This window comes from Sphingobacterium sp. UBA1498, assembly GCF_002325125.1.
GTDB lineage: Bacteria > Bacteroidota > Bacteroidia > Sphingobacteriales > Sphingobacteriaceae > Sphingobacterium.
The window spans coordinates 43,043-62,469 of record NZ_DCRG01000006.1 but is presented as its reverse complement, the minus strand read 5'-3'; the positions used below and the strand labels follow the sequence as shown (position 1 = coordinate 62,469).

The 19,427-nt window shown below is 38.5% G+C and carries 18 protein-coding genes and 1 tRNA gene; 5 read left to right on the top strand and 14 right to left on the bottom strand.

The features are described 5' to 3' along the window. Positions 1-2: 2 nt before the first annotated feature. The 4 genes from B3139_RS07380 to B3139_RS07365 all read right to left on the bottom strand — a co-directional run bounded on the left by B3139_RS07380 (position 3) and on the right by B3139_RS07365 (position 4,279). Positions 3-530 carry an adenine phosphoribosyltransferase gene (locus B3139_RS07380; protein WP_293881402.1) on the bottom strand — a complete coding sequence of 176 codons (528 nt, stop codon included), beginning with the start codon at positions 528-530 and terminating at the stop codon, positions 3-5. Beyond that, a complete protein-coding gene (locus B3139_RS07375) occupies positions 517-1,479 on the bottom strand; it encodes a helix-hairpin-helix domain-containing protein (RefSeq protein WP_293881400.1) in 963 nt (320 codons plus the stop codon). Before B3139_RS07375 ends, B3139_RS07380 begins: the two co-directional genes overlap by 14 nt. A 108-nt stretch (positions 1,480-1,587) precedes the next feature. Continuing rightward, entirely contained in the window at positions 1,588-2,892 is a 1,305-nt protein-coding gene (locus B3139_RS07370; protein WP_293881398.1) for an efflux RND transporter periplasmic adaptor subunit, read from the bottom strand. A 22-nt stretch (positions 2,893-2,914) separates the two neighbouring features. Further along, complete coding sequence (locus B3139_RS07365; RefSeq protein ID WP_293881396.1) at positions 2,915-4,279, bottom strand: TolC family protein; 1,365 nt, start codon at positions 4,277-4,279, stop codon at positions 2,915-2,917. A 55-nt stretch (positions 4,280-4,334) separates the two neighbouring features. Between B3139_RS07365 and B3139_RS07360 the strand changes: the two genes are divergently transcribed. Next, positions 4,335-4,946 (top strand): polysaccharide deacetylase family protein, encoded by a 612-nt coding sequence (locus B3139_RS07360; protein WP_293881394.1) that lies wholly within the window; start codon positions 4,335-4,337, stop codon positions 4,944-4,946. On the opposite strand, the gene B3139_RS07355 is transcribed toward B3139_RS07360, so the two are convergent. The 4 genes from B3139_RS07355 to B3139_RS07340 form a co-directional block, all read right to left on the bottom strand. Further along, entirely contained in the window at positions 4,943-5,740 is a 798-nt protein-coding gene (locus B3139_RS07355; RefSeq protein WP_293881392.1) for a DUF4249 family protein, read from the bottom strand. The genes B3139_RS07360 and B3139_RS07355 overlap by 4 nt on opposite strands. 6 nt (positions 5,741-5,746) lie before the next feature. Then, entirely contained in the window at positions 5,747-8,071 is a 2,325-nt protein-coding gene (locus B3139_RS07350) for a TonB-dependent receptor (protein ID WP_293881390.1), read from the bottom strand. A gap of 140 nt (positions 8,072-8,211) precedes the next feature. Then, on the bottom strand, positions 8,212-9,135 hold the full coding sequence (locus tag B3139_RS07345) for an alpha/beta hydrolase (RefSeq protein ID WP_293881388.1): 924 nt from the start codon (positions 9,133-9,135) through the stop codon (positions 8,212-8,214). Positions 9,136-9,138: 3 nt separating this feature from the next. Then, a complete protein-coding gene (locus B3139_RS07340) occupies positions 9,139-10,020 on the bottom strand; it encodes a hypothetical protein (RefSeq protein WP_293881386.1) in 882 nt (293 codons plus the stop codon). A gap of 40 nt (positions 10,021-10,060) precedes the next feature. On the opposite strand from B3139_RS07340, the gene B3139_RS07335 reads away from it, so the two are divergent. Then, entirely contained in the window at positions 10,061-10,954 is an 894-nt protein-coding gene (locus B3139_RS07335) for a DUF4377 domain-containing protein (protein WP_293881384.1), read from the top strand. A 252-nt stretch (positions 10,955-11,206) separates the two neighbouring features. After that, positions 11,207-12,160 (top strand): glycoside hydrolase family 43 protein, encoded by a 954-nt coding sequence (locus B3139_RS07330; protein WP_293881382.1) that lies wholly within the window; start codon positions 11,207-11,209, stop codon positions 12,158-12,160. A gap of 83 nt (positions 12,161-12,243) precedes the next feature. Here the strand turns inward: B3139_RS07330 and B3139_RS07325 are convergent, their stop codons facing one another. Further along, the gene (locus B3139_RS07325; protein ID WP_293881380.1) at positions 12,244-14,463 is read right to left on the bottom strand and encodes an NADP-dependent isocitrate dehydrogenase; all 2,220 of its coding nucleotides are present in this window, start codon (positions 14,461-14,463) and stop codon (positions 12,244-12,246) included. Positions 14,464-14,734: 271 nt separating this feature from the next. Between B3139_RS07325 and B3139_RS07320 the strand changes: the two genes are divergently transcribed. Beyond that, positions 14,735-15,574: an aldo/keto reductase gene (locus B3139_RS07320; RefSeq protein ID WP_293881378.1), complete on the top strand. Its 840-nt coding sequence runs from the start codon at positions 14,735-14,737 to the stop codon at positions 15,572-15,574. A 62-nt stretch (positions 15,575-15,636) separates the two neighbouring features. Here the strand turns inward: B3139_RS07320 and B3139_RS07315 are convergent, their stop codons facing one another. Further along, positions 15,637-16,287, bottom strand: a complete 651-nt coding sequence (locus tag B3139_RS07315) for a peptidylprolyl isomerase (protein ID WP_209579950.1) — start codon at positions 16,285-16,287, stop codon at positions 15,637-15,639. Between the two features lie 213 nt (positions 16,288-16,500). Here B3139_RS07315 and mgrA point away from each other — a divergent pair, with 213 nt between their 5' ends. After that, a complete protein-coding gene (gene mgrA, locus B3139_RS07310; protein WP_293881375.1) occupies positions 16,501-17,541 on the top strand; it encodes an L-glyceraldehyde 3-phosphate reductase in 1,041 nt (346 codons plus the stop codon). Between the two features lie 57 nt (positions 17,542-17,598). On the opposite strand, the gene B3139_RS07305 is transcribed toward mgrA, so the two are convergent. The 4 genes from B3139_RS07305 to B3139_RS07290 form a co-directional block, all read right to left on the bottom strand. After that, positions 17,599-18,132 carry a DUF1697 domain-containing protein gene (locus B3139_RS07305; protein ID WP_293881373.1) on the bottom strand — a complete coding sequence of 178 codons (534 nt, stop codon included), beginning with the start codon at positions 18,130-18,132 and terminating at the stop codon, positions 17,599-17,601. A 9-nt stretch (positions 18,133-18,141) separates the two neighbouring features. Beyond that, entirely contained in the window at positions 18,142-18,444 is a 303-nt protein-coding gene (locus B3139_RS07300) for an MGMT family protein (RefSeq protein ID WP_293881371.1), read from the bottom strand. Positions 18,445-18,604: 160 nt separating this feature from the next. Beyond that, the gene (locus B3139_RS07295; protein WP_293881369.1) at positions 18,605-18,874 is read right to left on the bottom strand and encodes an ASCH domain-containing protein; all 270 of its coding nucleotides are present in this window, start codon (positions 18,872-18,874) and stop codon (positions 18,605-18,607) included. Positions 18,875-19,310: 436 nt separating this feature from the next. Continuing rightward, positions 19,311-19,387: transfer RNA gene (locus B3139_RS07290), tRNA-Arg, on the bottom strand. Positions 19,388-19,427: the final 40 nt, after the last annotated feature.

Below are 19,427 nucleotides of genomic sequence, written 5' to 3'. Positions count from 1 at the left end.
AATTAATAGCTCACCAATGAATAGATGTTGTCACTAAACCTGGATAATCTACCTTTCGCTTTTAAAAAGTCTAAAGAGATAATAAAGCTATAAGCGACAATCTCTCCTCCCAATGTTTCAATAAGCTTACTAGCTGCAACAACTGTTCCGCCTGTAGCCAACAGATCATCATGAACCAATATTCGGCTTCCTTTTTTGAATGCATCTTCATGAATTTCAATCGTCGCCTGACCATATTCCAGTGCATAAGACTCAGATACTGTCTTAAAAGGTAATTTGCCTTGCTTTCTAATTGGAATAAAAGGTAAGCCTAATCTGTTTGCCAGTAAAAAACCAAATAGAAATCCACGGCTCTCAATTCCAGCAATCGCATCGATCTCTACACCTTGTAATTGATCAACAATCGAATCAATCATTTCACTGCACAATGCCGCATCTTTCAATAAAGGTGTGATATCTTTAAACACAATACCAGGTTTAGGAAAATCCACAATATCCCGGATTTCCAGTTTCAATTTATCTTGAATCATTTTCAAATATTAAATAAGGTGCGATCTTGGCAATAGCTAAATCTGAAAGCGTTCCTATTTTTGTCAAATCCTCTATATTAACATAATTTCCATGCTGATCCCGATAATTAATGATCAGTTTCGCATCTTTGGCGCTAAGATACGGATGTTTGGCCAATGAAGCTGCATCGACCTTATTAATATTGATTTTTTTGATTTCATCTAAACTTGACACAACAATATAGTCTTTAATGAGATCATAAGTTTCTGCTGGAACACCATAAACTTCTTTTAACTGTTCAATACGGCAGAATCCTCCCAGTACATCTTTATATTTCAGAATGCGTTTGGACAGAACTGAACCTATCCCTTTAAGAGTCATCAAAGCCGTAGTGTCACAGGTATTTATATCAATAAGTTCAGCTGTATTCCTTTCGAATTTATCATACAACAAAGACGTTCTTTTTTGCTGTTTGGTTATTGCCGTATCGGGAATTGTTTTTATGCGGATATAGGGTTCCAGTCGCTTGTAAAGTCGATCATTAATGGAATAGATTTTTTTTAGATCGGTCTTTTGTCTAAATCGTCCTCCTTTATTTTCGTAGTTTTTCAATACCGCAATCTGTTTATCGGAAAGCCCCAATTTATGCCAATCGGCATGCGGTAAATCATTTGGGTCGAAGTAGAATAGTTTACTATCATCCAAAACAGTATTTGGATTTACTGACAACTCTCTTTCATTATTAGTTAAATAGGCTGAATTTCCCACCTCTTGTTTTGTCGAACTTGAGAGCTCAAGAGAGTCATGAAAGGATTGTTCAAATAGCTTGGCCTGATTTGGAATTGTATCAATTGTGTTGCTTTTAAGCAAGGCATAGATTGTGAAAAACAATACGATAATCACCAAAATTATGAAAAACCCATTTTGCTCTGTTTTATTAAATTTAAAATACGTCAATAGCCTCTTCATAAGCCGCTGATAATTGGGTTTTTAAATTTAATAAATTATAAGGAAAATAAAAAGGAGGTTATTAAAATTAAAAACCTCCTTTTCAACAGTTATTCTCTACAAAGAGATTTACAATTTAGATTTATCCACTTTCTCCACTTGGCTACCATCCTTTAAAGTCTTTGAAATGGCATCAAATGGTCTAGAAACAACCTCTTCTCCTTTTTTTAATCCAGAAATGACTATGATGTTTTTATCATCTTGAATCCCTGTTTTCACTAAAACTTGTTTAACCGCTTTATCTTTTAAAACAAATACATACTCTTCAACTTTCTTATTGGTAGTTGTAGAATCTTTGTCATCAGAGCGTACAGTCACCGATTGAATGGGAACGACCAATCCTCTAGCATGTTTTGTAAATATCTGAACAGTTGCAGAAAGCCCCGGTTTAAATGGAGACGCAACATTCTCTATCATCAAATCCTGATAAGATTCTGCACTGATACGAACCTTTACATTAAAATTTGTCACCTGGTCAGTCGACGACGTGGACGCAGTGGTTGTTGCTATGTTTTTAGATGAACTAGCAATTTCGGTCACTACGCCTTTAAACTTTCTGTCCTTAAAAGCATCAACTTCGATCTCAGCTTGATTGCCTACTCTTACATTATTGATGTCATTTTCATTTACATCAACATTCACCTCCATAGAACTCATATTGGCTATGCGCATAATTTCCGTACCTGCCATCTGTGCCGTACCCACCACACGTTCTCCTTTTTCGATAGATAAAAGTGATATGATGCCGTCAGAGGGCGCATAAATGGTCGTTCGATTTAAATTGTCCTGCGCTTCCTTTACCGACGCTTGCGATTGGTCAATACCATATTTCGTAGAACGTACTGTTTCTCGCTGCGCCTGAATAGACGCCTGTGCAGCGAAATATTCAGCTGAACTTTTATCCATCTCCGCCGCAGAAATAACACGCTTTTCAAAAAGTTCCTGATTCCGTTTATATGTAGCGGCAACATTCTTAAAGTTCTCTTCCTGTTGTTTTAATTGTTGTTGTGCAGCTGCAAGATTAGCGCGCTGTGAATTCATAGCTGCTACAGACCGATCATAGCCAGACTGCAAGATATCGGGTTTTATGCGGCAGAGAACTTGCCCCTTTTTAACTAAATCGCCTTCTTTTATATTAAGTTCAACCACCTCGCCTGACACTTCGGAACTTAACTTCACCTCCACCTCCGGTTGAATTTTTCCACTTGCGGAAACTAACTCATCGACATCCACTTCCTTTACCACATCCACGGCGACTTTAGTAATATCTCCTTTACCAAACCATCCGACTTTAAAACCGATAAAGCCAAGGATTGCCAGGAGTACGACAATGATCAATATAATTTTTCCTATGCTACGTTTTTTCTTTGCCATTTCTTTTGTTGGATCAAATAGGTTAATTGTTATCGAATTGAATTGGATTTCCAATGTAATAATCGATGATCTTTGATCGGAATATTACATTATATTTTGCTTGGATAAGATCAAATTCAGCCTTATTTCGTTCAGTTTGCGCGGTGAATAATTCAAGCGAATTAGCCATGCCTATATCATAGCGTTCCTTGGTCGCCTTAAATGCTGTCTCAGCGCTCTCAAATGCCACAGTTGCCGAACTGTAGCGTTGCTTCGCTGAATTAACATCCAAAACAGCTTGATTTACAGCTTTGTTCAAATTATTTTTCGCTAACTGCTCACTGGCTTCAGCTTGCTTAAAACCAATCTTTGCTTTAGCAACATTCACTTTGTTTTGATTATTATTGAAAATTGGAACTGTTAGATTTAACGTCGTACCCAACGCTTTGTTTCGCCCCAATTGCTCATTAAATGATAGCCTTTGTCGCGTCAAATAGTCTATCCCTTCTGAGGAATAGTTTGTTCCATAACTTACGTTGAAATCCAACGATGGATAATATCCCCCTTTTGCAATTTCTATTTGTTTAGCAGCAACATCTTTATCCCATGCCGCTTTCTTGATGTCCGGTTGATACCGTAATGCTGTTTCATATACTTCAACTGCATTATTATTTTCGACCTTTAGGATAGAAAATTCAACATTTGGCCTAACCAACGAGATTTCTGTCTCCGGTGACATCTCCATCAATTGCTTCAAAGTCAAAAGAGAAAGCTGATAGGAATTTTGTAGATTAACACCGTTTAGTTGGTCTGTTGCTACTTGATTTTTAGATTTAGCAATGTCAGCTATTGTTTTATTCCCTACAGCAAACTGAATGGAATCCAATTTATATTGCTGTTGAGAAAGTTTAAGTTGGCCTTCACTAGCGGTAAAGAGTTCATAATTAGTGATTGCATCAAGATAAGTAATCAAGACATTTAGAACCAGATCATTTTTTATCTTTTCAACCTGAGTTGCAGCGGATTCCAACTGTGACTTTGTCGCCTTAATCTGATTAACTTGTTGAAAACCTTTGAAGAGATTTACACTAGAACTGATGGACCCACCTGCTGAATTCGTCCATTGATTTCCATTAATGGGTTGACCTGCAACTTGATCAAAGAAAAATCCGTAATTTAAACGTTGTGTAATTCCAGCATTTAAGTTCGGATACAAATTAGACTTTGCCTGAAATACATCTTGAGCAGCTAAATCTTTATTCAATTCCGCTTGTTTAATTTGTACATTGCGTTCCAGGGTCATACGAATAGCATCAGCCACCCCAACCACCTGTTGCGCGCGAACCAAGTCATTAGTTCCTAAAAGTAATCCAGTAAATATTACTGCAGAATAATAAAATCTTTTCATGTCCATATGTAGAACCATACATTTTTTCTTTAGATTTGAGCTTCATTTATCGGTTATGTATTTTGTCAAATCTCCATTCTTCCTAAGATGGCTATATTCCAAATCAATATGGCATATGCCACGCCATGATAAAAAAGTCTACCTTACATTTGATGATGGTCCAATTCCTGAAATTACACCTTTTATACTCGATATCCTAAAAAAATATCAGGCAAAGGCAACATTTTTTTGTGTTGGTGAAAATATTAAAAAAAATCCACATTTGTTTCAACGAATTTTAGCTGAAGGACATCAGGTGGGCAACCATACTTACAATCACCTTAAAGGCTGGGAAACAAATGATGAACAATATTTGATGAATGTTGCGCAATGTCAGGAACTGACACAGACCGATCTTTTTCGTCCTCCTTATGCCAAAGCAACAAAATCACAACTGCGACAACTCTATCACAGCTATAGGGTTATCATGTGGGATATTATGTCGGGCGACTTCGATCTGAATTTGAGTCCGCAAAAATGTCTAGAAAACGTTTTATCTAATATTAAAAATGGCTCTATTATCATTTTTCATGATAATATCAAAGCCATTCCCCGTGTCAAATATGCCCTACCTAAAACGATAGAGTTTTTGTTAAAAAACAACTATCAGCTTGCGAGAATAGATTAAGATTTACCTCGGGCAAAAGTGACTTCGGATTCGTAATACTTACCAACACTAACACTAAAATAACCCAGCGCATTATTGTTCAGATTTGAAATAGGATTGGACGGTGAAGCCGCACCAGGATTAATCATCTGAAAGCTATTCCAGTAATTGTAGGCCCCTACATCGATACACTGACGGAGAATACGCACCCGATCACCAACTTTTAGATCCCTATCGCGGTCTATAATATCATGCTGTATTTCAAGCCCGTTATTAAATTTATCGCTAAAAACATCAATAAACCGTAATTTACCACTATTTACCGACATTTTATACTTATAATAATTACCTTTTTCTGGTGGGTCAATGAATACAAGCGTTGGGTAATAAATTGTGTCTGTAAATATAACCCGCTCCGATAGCCCTATAGAATCTACATCTACATAACTTGGCACCTTTGATGTTCCAACGATTTCCCTTCCATCGGCTGTCCGTACCTGCAACTGGTATGTGACCTTCTCTTGTAAACGCAAGCTCTTATTGGTATAAACGCCATCTTTCCCCGCTAAAAAGGTGTAAGTGCGATTATTCTGCATATTTGTAATGATCACCTCCGCGTCAGTTATCGGTGAAAACAGAGAGTCTTTGATGCTTACGACCTTTTGAATACTAATTTCATGCTGTTGATCCGAGACCATTAGGTCGGCTGTGATAACCAACTGACCTGTATTTTCTGGCAACTCCAGATCGATCTTATCTTCGCATCCCCATAGTGTGACTAGTGCAACAACGATGGCACCCAATATCTTCTTCATTCTTTTTTAAAATTTAAAGTTCCAAGTAATCGATGGTATAGTCCCAAATAATGCTATTCGATAAATCTCAGTGACATTGGATTGCCCTTCTTTTTCTCTGAAGTCAATCAAATAGGCATTTTTTCTATTATATGCATTGTATAACCCAAAAGATAAGCTGGAGTAACTATTCTTTGTTCGCTTGATATCATACGTTGCTGCCAAATCTAGGCGGTGATAAGCAGGCATCCGCTGGCCATTCCTTTTATCATAGTAAAAAATTGCACGGTCGTCAACAAAATATTTACCCGCAGGCATGGTAACGGCATCCCCTGTATAATAAACGAAATTAGCACTAAGGTTCCACTTCGGATTTAGTTGATACTGTCCTACAAGGGCTATATTATGGGTTTTATCCTGACGAGCGTTAAACCATTCACCATTATTGATCTGCTCGAATTGCCTTTCACTTTTCGATAAAGTATAACTAAGCCAACCACTGAATCGTCCTAATCTCTTTTTTAGGAACCATTCGATTCCGTAAGCTCGACCTTTTCCAAACAACAATTCTCCTTCCAACAATTCATTTGCCTGCAAATCGGCTCCGTTTCTATAATCGATCTGATTTTTCAAATCGCGATAATAACCTTCCACAGAGAATTCATATCTGTTGGAGGCGAAATTCCGAAAGTAGCCAAGTGAATACTGGTTGGATAACTGGGGCTTAATTGTATTGTTACTCAATACATATTGATCAGTTGGCAGACTGCTCGTCGTATTACTCAATTGATGCAAATATTGAACATTTGTGTTAAAAGATGCCTTTAAAGTGGCTAAATTGCTGATAGCGTAATTCAGCGATACACGAGGTTCCAGATAAAAGTACTTTTTCGCAATTTTGTTATTACCCACGTAAGTAGAGTCTACCACCTCTCCATTATTATCGAATGCATAGAAAGTTCCTGGCCCCAAAGTGGCATAAGCAGAAGCCCGCAGCCCGTAATTTAATTTTACGCGGTCTGTGACGGACCAGTCATCTGTTAGATAAGCTGCTACATCGGCACCTTTTCGATGTTGAATCTGTAATGAATTCACTTTCGAATCCTCGCCGGCTTCGATACTTGCTGGTCGGACCTCTTGTAATGCTCCCTGTAATCCAAATTTTAAATTGTGACCGTCAGAAAGGCTGTATTGAAAGTCTTGTTTAAAATTGTAATTATAGATATCAGAACGAATTTTAAAATTGCTATCGTCCTCAATTTTAACCTGATAATTAAATTTGCTAAAAATGAGCGTTGTATTGCTGAACAGTCTATTGTTCCAAACATGGTTCCAACGCATTGTGCCGGTAGCATTTCCCCAATTGAAATCAAACAAATCATGATAAGCCATAGCATCCTTGCCAAAATATCCTGAGAGATAAAGGGTATTTTTATCATTGATCCGGTAATTTAGTTTTGCATTGAGGTCGTAAAAAAATAATGCGCTCTTCTTTATGTTTTCATCATTTGAAAGTTTTAAGAAAAGGTCTGCATAAGTACGCCTGCCGGAGATCATAAATGAACTCTTCCCCTTTTGGATTGGCCCCTCCACTTTAAGTCTTGAAGCGATAAGCCCCAAGCCCCCTTCTACATTGAAATGCTGGTTATTTCCATCTAGAGTTGTTATTTCCATTACAGATGATATTTTACCTCCATATTGTGCAGGAACACCTCCTTTATAAAAATTGACATCTTTAATTGCATCTGAATTAAATGTCGAGAAGAAACCAAACAAATGGGAACTGTTGTAAACAGGGGCTTCATCCAGTAAAATGAGATTTTGATCACCACCGCCACCTCGCACATAAAAATTGCTACTTCCTTCTCCACCACCTGTCACTCCTGGAAATAACTGAATAGTTTTTAAAATATCTTTTTCTCCAAAAAGCACAGGAACTTTTTCAATTTCTTTTGGACTGAACTGGGTAAGGCCGGGAGTCAAATCTTTAATTGATTTTCGCCTACTGCCTGTCACTGTTACTTCCGCTAGTTGATTTTCCTCTGGAACCAGCTGAACAATATACGTTGAATCCCTATCAAATTGAACAGAAAAGGCCTTTGTCTTATAACCAACAGACGAAACTTCCAGAGGTCTGCTCCCATCTCGGATCGAGAAACTAAAAAATCCATATTTATTTGAAGCTGTAGATTTCTTTTCCATATCATTCCTTATGACAGCACCAATAATATTTTCACCACTGATACTGTCCCTTACAAATCCGGAAATAGATTTAGATTGTTGACTATACGCTTGCTGTACGCAAAACACAAGGGAGGAAAAACAAAAAACAACCTTTATAGGTCTAAACATAATCAAGTAAAATCAAAAATTTTGCTGAAAATAATAAAAAAGCCTTACAATTCGTAAGGCTTAATAATAAGTTTATAATTTGTTAGTTAAGGTCTCTGTTTAGCAAAAATAGTAATTTATTCATTTAAGCCAAATATTTATTATTTTTTATTCTTATTTTTTTCCGATTCACCAAAATACCCTTTGAAAAAAGCCATCTGATACACTATGGACCTAGACCAGTACTCCCAATTATGCCCACCTTCGCTTGTAACGAAAGTATGATTTATATTATGGTACATCAATTTATCGTGCAGTGCAACATTCACAGCATAGAAAAAATCTTCCTTACCACAATCTATCATTAAACGAAGCTTATTATTAACCAATTTTGGAACCATATTGATAACCACACGGCTATCCCATTCTTGTGGTACATCGGCATAATTCCCAATACGGTCTTTAATTTCCCAGTTCATCGGAAAAGGCCTAAAATCTACTCCGCCGGCTGTGCTGCCTGCTGCACCATATATATCCTGATGCTTAATCGCTAATGACAAAGCACCATGTCCGCCCATACTCAACCCTGTTATTGCCCTTCCATCCCGGGTTTTAATCGTCGAATAATGTTGATCTATGTACTCAACTAACTCCTTAGACACGAAAGTTTCATATTGATAATTCTTGTCGTTCGGCATATCCCAATACCAGCTTCCAAAACCACCGTCAGGACATACCACCACATAACCATATTGATCTACTAATGCACCCATACTCGAGTTCTTAATCCAATTACTATAATTGCCTGAATATCCATGCAACAAATACAGCACTGGGTAATTGATTTCTTTAGAATAATTTTGAGGAAGAATGACCACAGTCTTAATCCCTTTGTTCATGGAATGGCTTGGAACAGATAGGGTATCAACTTTGGCGGCATAACATACCGTAAAGGAACAAAAAAAAAGAATGAGGACCGTGAGCACCGGAGCGCCCCTTCTCTCACGGAAAAACCAATTTTTAGCGACATCGGCGATACGAAATCGATCATTTGAATTTGCAGAAATAGATACAGTGTTTATCATAAATTATAGCGTTTTTTCAAAAAAATAAAGATAGGACTTTAAACCGAATGGGCGTTCACTTATCGTGTAAAATCCGCTTCCCATGCTGTCAAATGTGATTGCTTCTCCCTGCGGTTCCACCTGATAAGGTAAAATAGTGGGCCTTCGCTTAAACACCTGCTCCCAAGATTCCTTAGTTTGCCTCTGCCAGTAGAATATATGTGTAATGTTCTTTACAAGAACTTGAATCCCTGTCGGATCTATAGCCGCTCCTGTTGCAAAGGTTAAGGGTAATTCGACGACTTTATCCAAAGTAAAATATTGCCGTTTAGTATTATTAAATACTGGAGCACTATAAACAGTCGATCGAAATTCACGTTTAGATATAACATACAACATGTTGTCTATGGGATCTATCATCACCGATTCTGCATCCAAGCGTTGGTGATTGGGAAATTTTAGATAAATTACACGAATTGATTTTTTGGGAATAAGTTCGGGATCTTCCGCCTGAGGCTCAGGAAACACGTAAAGACATACCCATGTTCTTTTTCCGAGATTATTGCCGATATCCGCAAGAACAAGGAAATAGGTGTCACCAATCTTCACCCGATCAATATCCTCGCAGTCAACCACAGACATCCCTTCAAGTGTTATTTTTTTTAATAGCTGTGCTTCACGATTAATTAAATAAACATGTGCCCCATCGCCACTATCATTATGTACCCAAAAATTCCCTAGACCTGTGGCCGGTGTAATACCCGACACTTCTTTCAATTGTGGATCGGTTAGTTCTCCAAGGGCTATTTGTGTTTTAAAATAATCCTTCCTATTTTGGCTATAGACCTGCAGAGCTAACAGAAAAAAAATGAAAAGCAGGTATACTTTCACTCGTGCAATATTCATGTTTAAAGATACGTTTTTATTGATATTTACTTTACAGTTTATGAAGAAGTCCTCAATACAGCATTTGTTATTAATGTTTTTAGCGCTCTTATTACCATACCAAAATTTACTTGCCCAACGCTCTTCTTTTCGGTTAAAAGTAAAATCAGGCCTTTCGAAAGCCCCACCTTATCTTGTCAAATACTACAATAGCAATCAGTGGGAGAAATTCTATGCTAAAATTCTCAAGTTTGATTATGACCCAAAATTTGAATACCATATCAAAGTCCTTAAGCACAAAAACCATTCGCATCCACGATATAGCTTGATGAAAATAATCTCCAAATCGCTAATGCAAAATACCGAAGTCCGCATATGGGAGGTTGGAGAAAATTATGTATATGCGCCAAAGCATGAACAAATGAAATGCCTTCAAATAAAATCGGACAAATCGAATAAGTGGGAATATCTAAGTGCACCAATTCATGGTTTTGATTATCAGGAAGGCTACCGCTATCGTGTTCGAGTAAAGAAAACGAAACGAGGAGATACTGACTCTTTTAATTACAGTTTAATTGACATCCTTTCCAAAGAACGTACAAATGAATTGCCCAGTGTAGCGGCCTTTCTAGCTCGGTTTAAATGGAATTTACTTCAATTGAATGGAAAGGATGTCAGCTCAAGTAAGGCGAGTATGGGCTTCGATGCCAAGAATGGTACGATCGAAGGCACGACGGGCTGTAACATTTTTTGGGGCGAATTTCACATTAATGGCAATAAAATCACCTTTAACCACATAGCAAGTACTATGCGTTCCTGTAATACCATACATATAGAAAATGAGTTCTTCCAAATATTCGAACAAAATAAAATCCAATTCGATATCGCAGAACAGACTCTAAATTTGTATTATAACGGTAAACTAGTGATGATATTTGGGTTGGAGCGGGAATAAAAAACACCCAAAATCTGGGAAACTTTGGGTGTCTTAGCCATATTATTAACCTATTTTATGAAAAGTATTTATGCCATTCGGAAACGACATAAACAAATATGTGAAATAAATCGGAAACAATCGAAAGCAAAACTTTGTTTTAACAAAATTTTAACAAATAGATAGCTCGTGAGACAAATGAGCATAAAATTGATTCATTTTGCTACGCCACCAACAATTGGATACCGTATATTATCAATTTAAAACCATACAATGATTAAAACAATTTTAACATCAACAGCACTACTTTTATCCGCTACAGTTTTTGCTCAAAAGAATCCCGTTATAACTGGAAATTACGCTGATCCTGAAGGTATTGTGTACGGGGATAAATATTGGATATTCCCAACCTATTCGGCGCCTTATGAAGAACAGATATTCTTCGATGCCTTTTCATCTTCAGATTTAGCTACCTGGACAAAGCACAGCCGCATCCTGGATAACAGTAACGTAAAATGGGCAAAAAAAGCCATGTGGGCACCCGCAGTATTGGAAAATAAAGGAAAATATTATTTATTTTTTGGAGCAAACGATGTTCATCAGGGAGAGATTGGCGGGATTGGAGTAGCTGTAGCCGACAAGCCAGATGGCCCTTACACTGATCTTTTAGGTAAACCCTTAATCAATGACATTATCAATGGTGCACAACCCATAGATCAGTTTGTTTTCAAAGACAAAGATGGAACTTTTTATATGTATTATGGCGGTTGGAAGCACTGCAATTTGGTTAAGTTAAAACCAGATTTCACGGGTTTGGTCCCTTTCGAAGACGGCAGCCTTTATAAAGAAATCACTCCTAAAGATTATGTTGAAGGCCCATTTATGTTTATGAAAGATGGGAAATATTATTTTATGTGGTCTGAAGGTGGCTGGACTGGCCCCGACTACAAAGTCGCTTATGCCATCGCCAACTCCCCTTTTGGCCCTTTTGAGCGGATAGGAACGATACTGGAGCGGGATCCCGAAGTAGCGGTTGGAGCCGGGCATCACTCGGTCATCAAAATACCAAACAAAGAAAAATATTTTATTGTATATCACCGAAGACCGCTTGGCAAAGAGGGAGCTAACGAGCGGGTAACTTGTATTGAAGAAATGAAATTTGACAAAAACGGGCATATCATACCTGTTAAAATGACCTTTACAGGTGTCAAATATTCACTAAAATAGCAGATATTTTGTTTCATAGAAGGGTAATATAAAAGCCCGTATCGTTTGATACAGGCTTTTATATTTATTTAAAAAACTACCGTTTATATGTTAGCAACAACCTGATTCAATGTTTCCGATGGACGCATTGCTTGCGCTGCCAATTCATCGTTCGGAAAATAATACCCACCGATGTTCTGAGCACTACCTTGCGCAGCAATCAACTCCTCATTGATCTTAGCTTCATTTTCTGTAAGAACCTTCGCAACGGAAGCGAATTTATCAGCCAATTCAGCATCTTTTGTCTGTGCTGCCAAAGCCTGAGCCCAGTATAACGTCAAATAGAAATGCGACCCTCGGTTATCAATCTGGCCAACCCTACGGGCTGGAGATTTGTCATTTGCCAAGAATTTCTCCGTAGCTTCATCCAAAGTCTCCGCCAATACCAGCGCTTTCGGATTACTTTGCGTTTGAGACAAGTGTTCCAACGAAGCACCTAGTGCCAAGAATTCGCCTAATGAATCCCAGCGCAAGTAACCTTCTTGAAGAAATTGCTCCACGTGTTTTGGAGCAGAACCACCAGCACCCGTTTCAAATAGACCGCCGCCATTCATCAACGGAACAATAGATAACATTTTAGCAGATGTACCAACTTCCAAAATTGGGAATAAATCTGTCAAATAATCACGCAATACGTTGCCGGTTACGGAAATCGTATCTTCTCCCTTGCGGATGCGCTCCAAAGTCAGTTTCGTTGCTTCAATAGGCGATAAAATGCGAATGTCTAAACCTGTTGTATCAAAATCAGGCATGTATTTCTCTACTTTTTTGATGATCTCTCTATCATGAGCACGGTTTTTATCCAACCAGAAAACAGCAGGTGTTTCCGACAAACGTGCACGATTTACAGCCAATTTCACCCAGTCCTGAATCGGAGCATCTTTGGTCTGACACATACGGAAGATATCACCTGCCTCTACTTTTTGCTCCATGAAAACATCACCTGAAGCATCTACTACGCGGATGACACCGTTTCCTGCAGCCTGGAAAGTTTTGTCATGTGACCCATACTCCTCCGCTTTCTGCGCCATCAAACCAACATTGGGAACAGAACCCATTGTTTTAGGGTCCAATGCACCATGCTCTTTACAGTCTTCAATAGTTGCTTCATAAACACCGGCATAACAGCGGTCAGGAACCATGGCAATTGTATCTTCTTCTTGACCATCTTTATTCCACATTTTACCACCGATACGGATCATCGCTGGCATAGAAGCGTCAATAATGACATCAGAAGGAACATGGAAGTTGGTGATTCCTTTATCCGAATTTACCATCGCTAAAGCAGGTCCGTTTTTAATAGCAACATCAATAGCAGCCTTAACCTCAGTCTCTTTTGCATGACCAGCGATTTTAGCATACACTTCGCCTAATCCGTTGTTTTTGTTGATACCCAACTCTTTAAACAAGTCACCATACTTCGCAAAAACATCAGCAAAGTAAGTTTCTACAACAGCACCAAATATAATCGGGTCAGAAACCTTCATCATTGTCGCCTTTAGGTGCGCAGACAACAATACACCTGCCGCCTTAGCTTCTGCGATAGCATCTACTACAAACCCTTTCAAAGCCGTTAAACTCAAGGTTGAAGAATCAATGACCTCACCAGCCTTTAATGGTGAAAGCCCCTTTAATTCCGTTACTGCACCTTGTTCATCCACAAACTCAATTTTGAATTGACCATCATTTTCAACAGTTACAGATTGCTCGGAACCATAGAAATCACCTGACGTCATCGAAGCAACCTTTGTTTTGGAATCTTTCGCCCAAGCACCCATTTTATGAGGATTTGCTTTTGCATAATTCTTAACTGCTTTAGGCGCGCGACGATCGGAGTTTCCTTCCCGTAATACGGGATTCACAGCAGAACCTAATACTTTCGCATATTTAGCTTTTGCTGATTTTTCCTCTTCTGTTGTGGCTTCATCCGGATAATTGGGAACAGCGTACCCTGCTTGCTGTAGTTCAGCGATAGCACCTTTCAACTGAGGAATTGAAGCGGAGATATTTGGTAATTTAATGATGTTTGCCTCAGGAGTTGTTGCCAACTGCCCTAACTCGGCCAACGCATCACCAATTTTTTGATCTTCTTTTAAAAATTCTGGAAAGCTAGCAAGAATACGGCCCGCTAAGGAGATATCCCTCAATTCAACATCGATACCAGCTGTAGCTGTAATCGCCTGAACAATAGGCAAAAACGAATAAGTCGCCAATAAAGGAGCTTCATCTGTTTTTGTCCAAACAATTTTTGATTTGTTTGACATAGTAATCTATTAGAAATATGTTTAATTTTTAATGCTATGTGAACTCATTGAAAAATCTGAATTTCTCAAAAATTCGCCTAAAGATAAGAATTAATGCCATAATTTACGAGGAATCGGACCCATTTTGACAATAAAATTGTCAAAATAAATATATTTTGGCTATACCGAATAAACACTATCGCATTAGCTTAAAAGTATTCCTCTTGACATTTCAGTGACTAGAGGCATCAACCGAAACCCTATTTTAGCTCAAATCAAAAAACAACTGACAATGAAATCAATTCAATTGAACAATGGAACTGAAATTCCATCCATTGGGTTTGGAACATGGCAAATTCCCGATGGAAACGAAGCTTATCAGGCAGTTAGAGAAGCACTTCACGCCGGCTATACCCATATTGACACAGCAGCTATTTATGGAAATGAAAAGAGTATTGGAAAGGCCATAAAAGACAGTGGAATCGACCGCCATTCATTATTTGTTACCACAAAGCTCTGGAACACCGAGCGCGGATACGACAAAACGACCGCAGCTTTCGAAAAATCGCTAAATGATCTACAAATGGATTATGTTGACCTTTACTTAATCCACTGGCCTGCCAACGAGACGCAATTTGAGCACTGGGCCAAAATCAATGCCGATACATGGCGAGCCTTTGAAGATTTATATGAGCAGGGAAAGGTAAAAGCCGTTGGCGTGAGTAATTTCCCAAAAGAGTACCTTGAAAAATTATTGGAGACAGCCAAAGTAGTACCTGCCGTGAATCAAATTGAATTTCATCCGGGTTATCTTCAGAAGGATACTGTGGCGCTATGTCAGTCCAATGGCATTCTTGTTCAGGCTTGGTCGCCGCTTGGTTCTGGAAGAATATTACGCGATGAGACACTCCTTAAACTGGCAAAAGAAAAAAATACAAGTGTTGGGCAAATCTGTATTAAATTTGCGCTGTCTCAAGGAATCTTACCCCTGCCGAAATCGACCAATCCAGATAATATAAAGAGAAATTTAGCCATTGACAGTTTCGAGCTGACAGAAGACGACATCAAAACTATTCAATCATTGCCAGAAATGGGATTTTCTGGATCGAATCCTAAAACAGTTGCCTTTTAGCTTAAAAAAAAAGGACCCTTGCTGGAATAGCTACATGCAGCGTCTAGTAAGGGTTTATACGATTATTTACTAATCTCAACAATCTGGAAGGGCACTTTTTGAAGTGGATAATCTTGATTGTCCGTTTTTAGCCGGCTAATTTTCATAATTACCTCAAAACCTTCATAAATTTCACCAAAAACAGTATAATCATGATCCAGTCTTGGCTGCCCACCGTTGTTTAGGTACTCTTTCCTTTGTGTAGCAGTATATTTTATACCTTTCTTTAATTCCAAATTATCTAGTTCCGTTGCTGTAATTTTCTTCCCAACAACAAAATAGATCTGATTCAAAAAAGACGCCTTTTCGGGATTGCCGTCTCGTCCGGCGCCAAGTGCGCCCATTTTATGAAAAGCACGATCGTCGAACTCTGCCGCCAGTCGTGGTTGTTGATGAAGAGGATCTGCAGCCTCACGTTTTGCAATATCTATATCATGCTCTCCACCCTGAACAACAAAATTTTCGATAATCCGATTAAATAAAGCGTCGTGATAAACATGATCTCGAATTGAACGCAACATCAAATCACGATGATGAGGCGTATAGTCATAAAGCACAGCTTTAAAATTACCGAATTCGGTCTTAAAAAGCAGGTGTTTTGACTGTGCATAACAATTGACTACAGTAATTAAGACAAACCATAGTGTGATCTGAACTTTCCTTATCACTTCCATAAAACAATTTTTTAATGTGTATAAAAATACATTAAATTTAGCTTTGCCAAAGCCAAACTCGAACAGTTTTCTTTATATTTCGCACTACACTAAAAATAGTTCAAGATTTATCCTAAAATTTCCTCACTCTAAAAATTTTCGAGCATAGCTTGCAATTAAAATTTGCAAATAAGCCAAAATTTATCTTAGTTTATAGGAAACTTATCAAAAATTATGCAGTATACAGCAAATCCAGACCGATACCAAAATATGATCTATAACCGCTGCGGCCAATCCGGCCTTTTATTGCCCGCAATATCTTTAGGCATGTGGCATAATTTCGGAGACGACACGCCTCATCAAACCAAAGTAGATATCTGTACAACGGCATTTGACCTTGGCATTACGCATTTCGATCTTGCAAACAATTATGGACCACCTGCTGGAAGTGCCGAAAAAGCCTTTGGACAAATATTAAATGAACAATTGCACGGCTTACGGGACGAAATAATCATTTCATCAAAAGCAGGTTATCACATGTGGAATGGGCCATATGGAGAATGGGGCAGCCGTAAATATTTGATCTCAAGCTGTGAGCAATCACTTAAGAGACTGGGTATCGACTACGTCGATATTTTCTATTCCCATCGTTTCGACCCCAATACCCCCTTAGAAGAAACCATGTTGGCGCTGGATCATTTGGTCCGTAGCGGAAAAGCGCTTTATATAGGTATTTCATCTTATAATTCGCAAAGGACTAAGGAAGCTTATACGATCCTTAAATCATTAGGGACACCCTTTATTATTCACCAGCCAAGCTATTCCATGCTTAATAGATGGGTAGAAACTGACGGCTTGCTTGACACCTTGGAGTCGATAGGAATTGGCTCTATTGTATTTTCCCCGCTGGCGCAGGGCATGCTCACCGACAAGTACTTGCATGACGTCCCTCAAGACAGCCGCGCTTCGCAATCTAAATCACTTCAGAAAAAATTCCTAAACGAAGAGAATCAGAAAAATATCCTTTCTTTACATGCTATCGCACAGCGTAGAGGACAATCTCTGGCGCAGATGGCTATCGCTTGGGTCCTACGTAAGAAACAGGTAACATCGGCGCTGATCGGTGCATCAAAACCGCAGCAAGTTAGTGATTGTGTAGATGCGCTAAGAAATCTGTCTTTTAGTCAAGAGGAGATTCAAGAAATAGATCTCTATGCAAAAGACGGTCATATTAACATCTGGGCTAAATCCGCTGAGATTGATCAAGAACAATAAATCAGTGCTGAGAAAAGTATTGAAAAGACAAAGAGCCCAAATAGAAATGGGATCATTTTATGATTCGCCCATTTTTTTCAATACCTTCCCAAACGTATTTATATTACGGCTCGTCATTTTATTTTTCAAATTCTTTTTCGCTAACACATTTCCAAACGCAGAATCCAAGGTATTTCCTTTGGGCACTTGCCAATAAAAAATAGCGTTGACTATTTCAGCGTTCTCCCCTGACAAATGCATTGAATTGTTGAATTCGTCCATCAATATTGTTTCGACTCCATCTACTCCCACAAATGCATATACATTAAAATCCTCATGCTTATCGAAAGGATTATTTTTCTCCAGTAAACACACTTCTTCCTTTGACCGGATAAACAGAGATGCATCATAGAAAAAATGTGTCGACATGCATTCTTCGATTAGGCGCTTCAGCAGTTCTGCCGGCTGGTCAGATGAGAAGATAATATTTCCAGAAGCGAGTATCGAACTTACATCCGCCACACCTGCATTTTTAAAGACCTGGCAAACATCTGCCATTTTCATATTAGTTCCTTTTACATTGACTCCACGTAGAAAAGCACAGTATTTCATTTCTTTAAATTAATCAATTAATTCCTTCATTGGATCCCAAAACAACTGTTTAAAATCCTTGACTCGAAAGTTCTTCACAACAAGCCCCTCTGCTTCCAAACGTTCCTGAAATCCAGGCACTGCTAACAATCCACCACTTGAAATCACTCGGTGGGCCGGAACATCGGCCGGACATCCACCCATTGCCTTGCCAACATGCCGCGAATGATTGGGATAACCTAAGGCCTTGGCAATCGCCCCATAGGTCGTCACCCGTCCCTGTGGGATCAGTTTAGCTACCTCACATATTTGTTTTTTGAATCTCTCCTCCATATTAACTCTCTTTTTTGTAACCCAAATTATTAATATGGAGATTCAGCCGACAGCTCTCTCCGGCAATTTGGGTAATCACTATTACTCATCCAATTATTTCTTTGGCCAGATCGTCTCAATGTACTCGCAGACAAGTTCCATTTCAATAGTTGGCTTTAAATTATGCTTGCTCAATTCGCGCATTTAATAAGTCCAATGTACTTCTTTCCAATAAATCTCCTTCACCTTCGATAAAAGCATACTCAGCTGTCATATCTTTAAACCTTACAATCTCCACTTTAACGGTCTTGGTGACCGCTTTGGGAATTCCATGCCAATCGGTGATGATAGCTAGGTCTCTAATTGCAGGTAACTTTCTTTGTTGATTTGCAATGCTGTTAAAGAATGTGTAGTGGCCTGTTTGATACCTTTCCGTACAATTTCGGCACATTCGTCTGCATCCATCTTGTTATCACAAAAGTGGTAAGAAACCGGAACTTCTAATCATTAAATACTGGATTTCCATTTGAATTTCTTTCCATATAGCTACCTATCATATTGCAATTTACAAAATAAAGTTAGGAAGTATGTGTCCATATTGATCCATTATTGCCATTTAGTAAACCTGTCCTTATAAGTTGGTTTAATTATCGCAATTTTTGACCTGTAATCGCTGATAGCTGTCGGAAAATATGCTACAAAATAGAATTTTTGAAAATTATAAAAACAATAAATCGGATCATATCCAAACTTTACCCCCAAACTTCCCGTATGATCCAGAAAATGCCGTTAAATCGTTAACACAGGCCTCAATCTGACTAGTTACAAAACTAGTAAAATGAAAAATCGGCCTTAATAATGTTATTAAGGCCGATTTTTAACACTTTTGGTACGCCAATCAGGATTCGAACCTGAGACCGTCGGTTTAGAAAACCGATGCTCTATCCAGCTGAGCTATTGGCGCGTTTCTTTCGGTAATGCAAAAGTAGGCATTTGCATCATAT

Excerpts from the sequence above, each read along its gene's own strand:
- B3139_RS07375 (WP_293881400.1), bottom strand. The coding sequence starts at position 1,479 with ATGAAGAGGCTATTGACGTATTTTAAATTTAATAAAACAGAGCAAAAT.
- B3139_RS07295 (WP_293881369.1), bottom strand. The coding sequence starts at position 18,874 with ATGTGCCGAAATTGTACGGAAAGGTATCAAACAGGCCACTACACATTC.
- B3139_RS07300 (WP_293881371.1), bottom strand. The coding sequence starts at position 18,444 with ATGGAGGAGAGATTCAAAAAACAAATATGTGAGGTAGCTAAACTGATC.
- B3139_RS07305 (WP_293881373.1), bottom strand. The coding sequence starts at position 18,132 with ATGAAATACTGTGCTTTTCTACGTGGAGTCAATGTAAAAGGAACTAAT.
- B3139_RS07320 (WP_293881378.1), top strand. The coding sequence starts at position 14,735 with ATGAAATCAATTCAATTGAACAATGGAACTGAAATTCCATCCATTGGG.
- B3139_RS07315 (WP_209579950.1), bottom strand. The coding sequence starts at position 16,287 with ATGGAAGTGATAAGGAAAGTTCAGATCACACTATGGTTTGTCTTAATT.
- B3139_RS07365 (WP_293881396.1), bottom strand. The coding sequence starts at position 4,279 with ATGAAAAGATTTTATTATTCTGCAGTAATATTTACTGGATTACTTTTA.
- B3139_RS07325 (WP_293881380.1), bottom strand. The coding sequence starts at position 14,463 with ATGTCAAACAAATCAAAAATTGTTTGGACAAAAACAGATGAAGCTCCT.
- B3139_RS07380 (WP_293881402.1), bottom strand. The coding sequence starts at position 530 with ATGATTCAAGATAAATTGAAACTGGAAATCCGGGATATTGTGGATTTT.
- B3139_RS07345 (WP_293881388.1), bottom strand. The coding sequence starts at position 9,135 with ATGATAAACACTGTATCTATTTCTGCAAATTCAAATGATCGATTTCGT.
- B3139_RS07330 (WP_293881382.1), top strand. The coding sequence starts at position 11,207 with ATGATTAAAACAATTTTAACATCAACAGCACTACTTTTATCCGCTACA.
- B3139_RS07370 (WP_293881398.1), bottom strand. The coding sequence starts at position 2,892 with ATGGCAAAGAAAAAACGTAGCATAGGAAAAATTATATTGATCATTGTC.
- B3139_RS07355 (WP_293881392.1), bottom strand. The coding sequence starts at position 5,740 with ATGAAGAAGATATTGGGTGCCATCGTTGTTGCACTAGTCACACTATGG.
- B3139_RS07360 (WP_293881394.1), top strand. The coding sequence starts at position 4,335 with ATGTATTTTGTCAAATCTCCATTCTTCCTAAGATGGCTATATTCCAAA.
- B3139_RS07340 (WP_293881386.1), bottom strand. The coding sequence starts at position 10,020 with ATGAATATTGCACGAGTGAAAGTATACCTGCTTTTCATTTTTTTTCTG.
- B3139_RS07335 (WP_293881384.1), top strand. The coding sequence starts at position 10,061 with ATGAAGAAGTCCTCAATACAGCATTTGTTATTAATGTTTTTAGCGCTC.
- mgrA (WP_293881375.1), top strand. The coding sequence starts at position 16,501 with ATGCAGTATACAGCAAATCCAGACCGATACCAAAATATGATCTATAAC.
- B3139_RS07350 (WP_293881390.1), bottom strand. The coding sequence starts at position 8,071 with ATGTTTAGACCTATAAAGGTTGTTTTTTGTTTTTCCTCCCTTGTGTTT.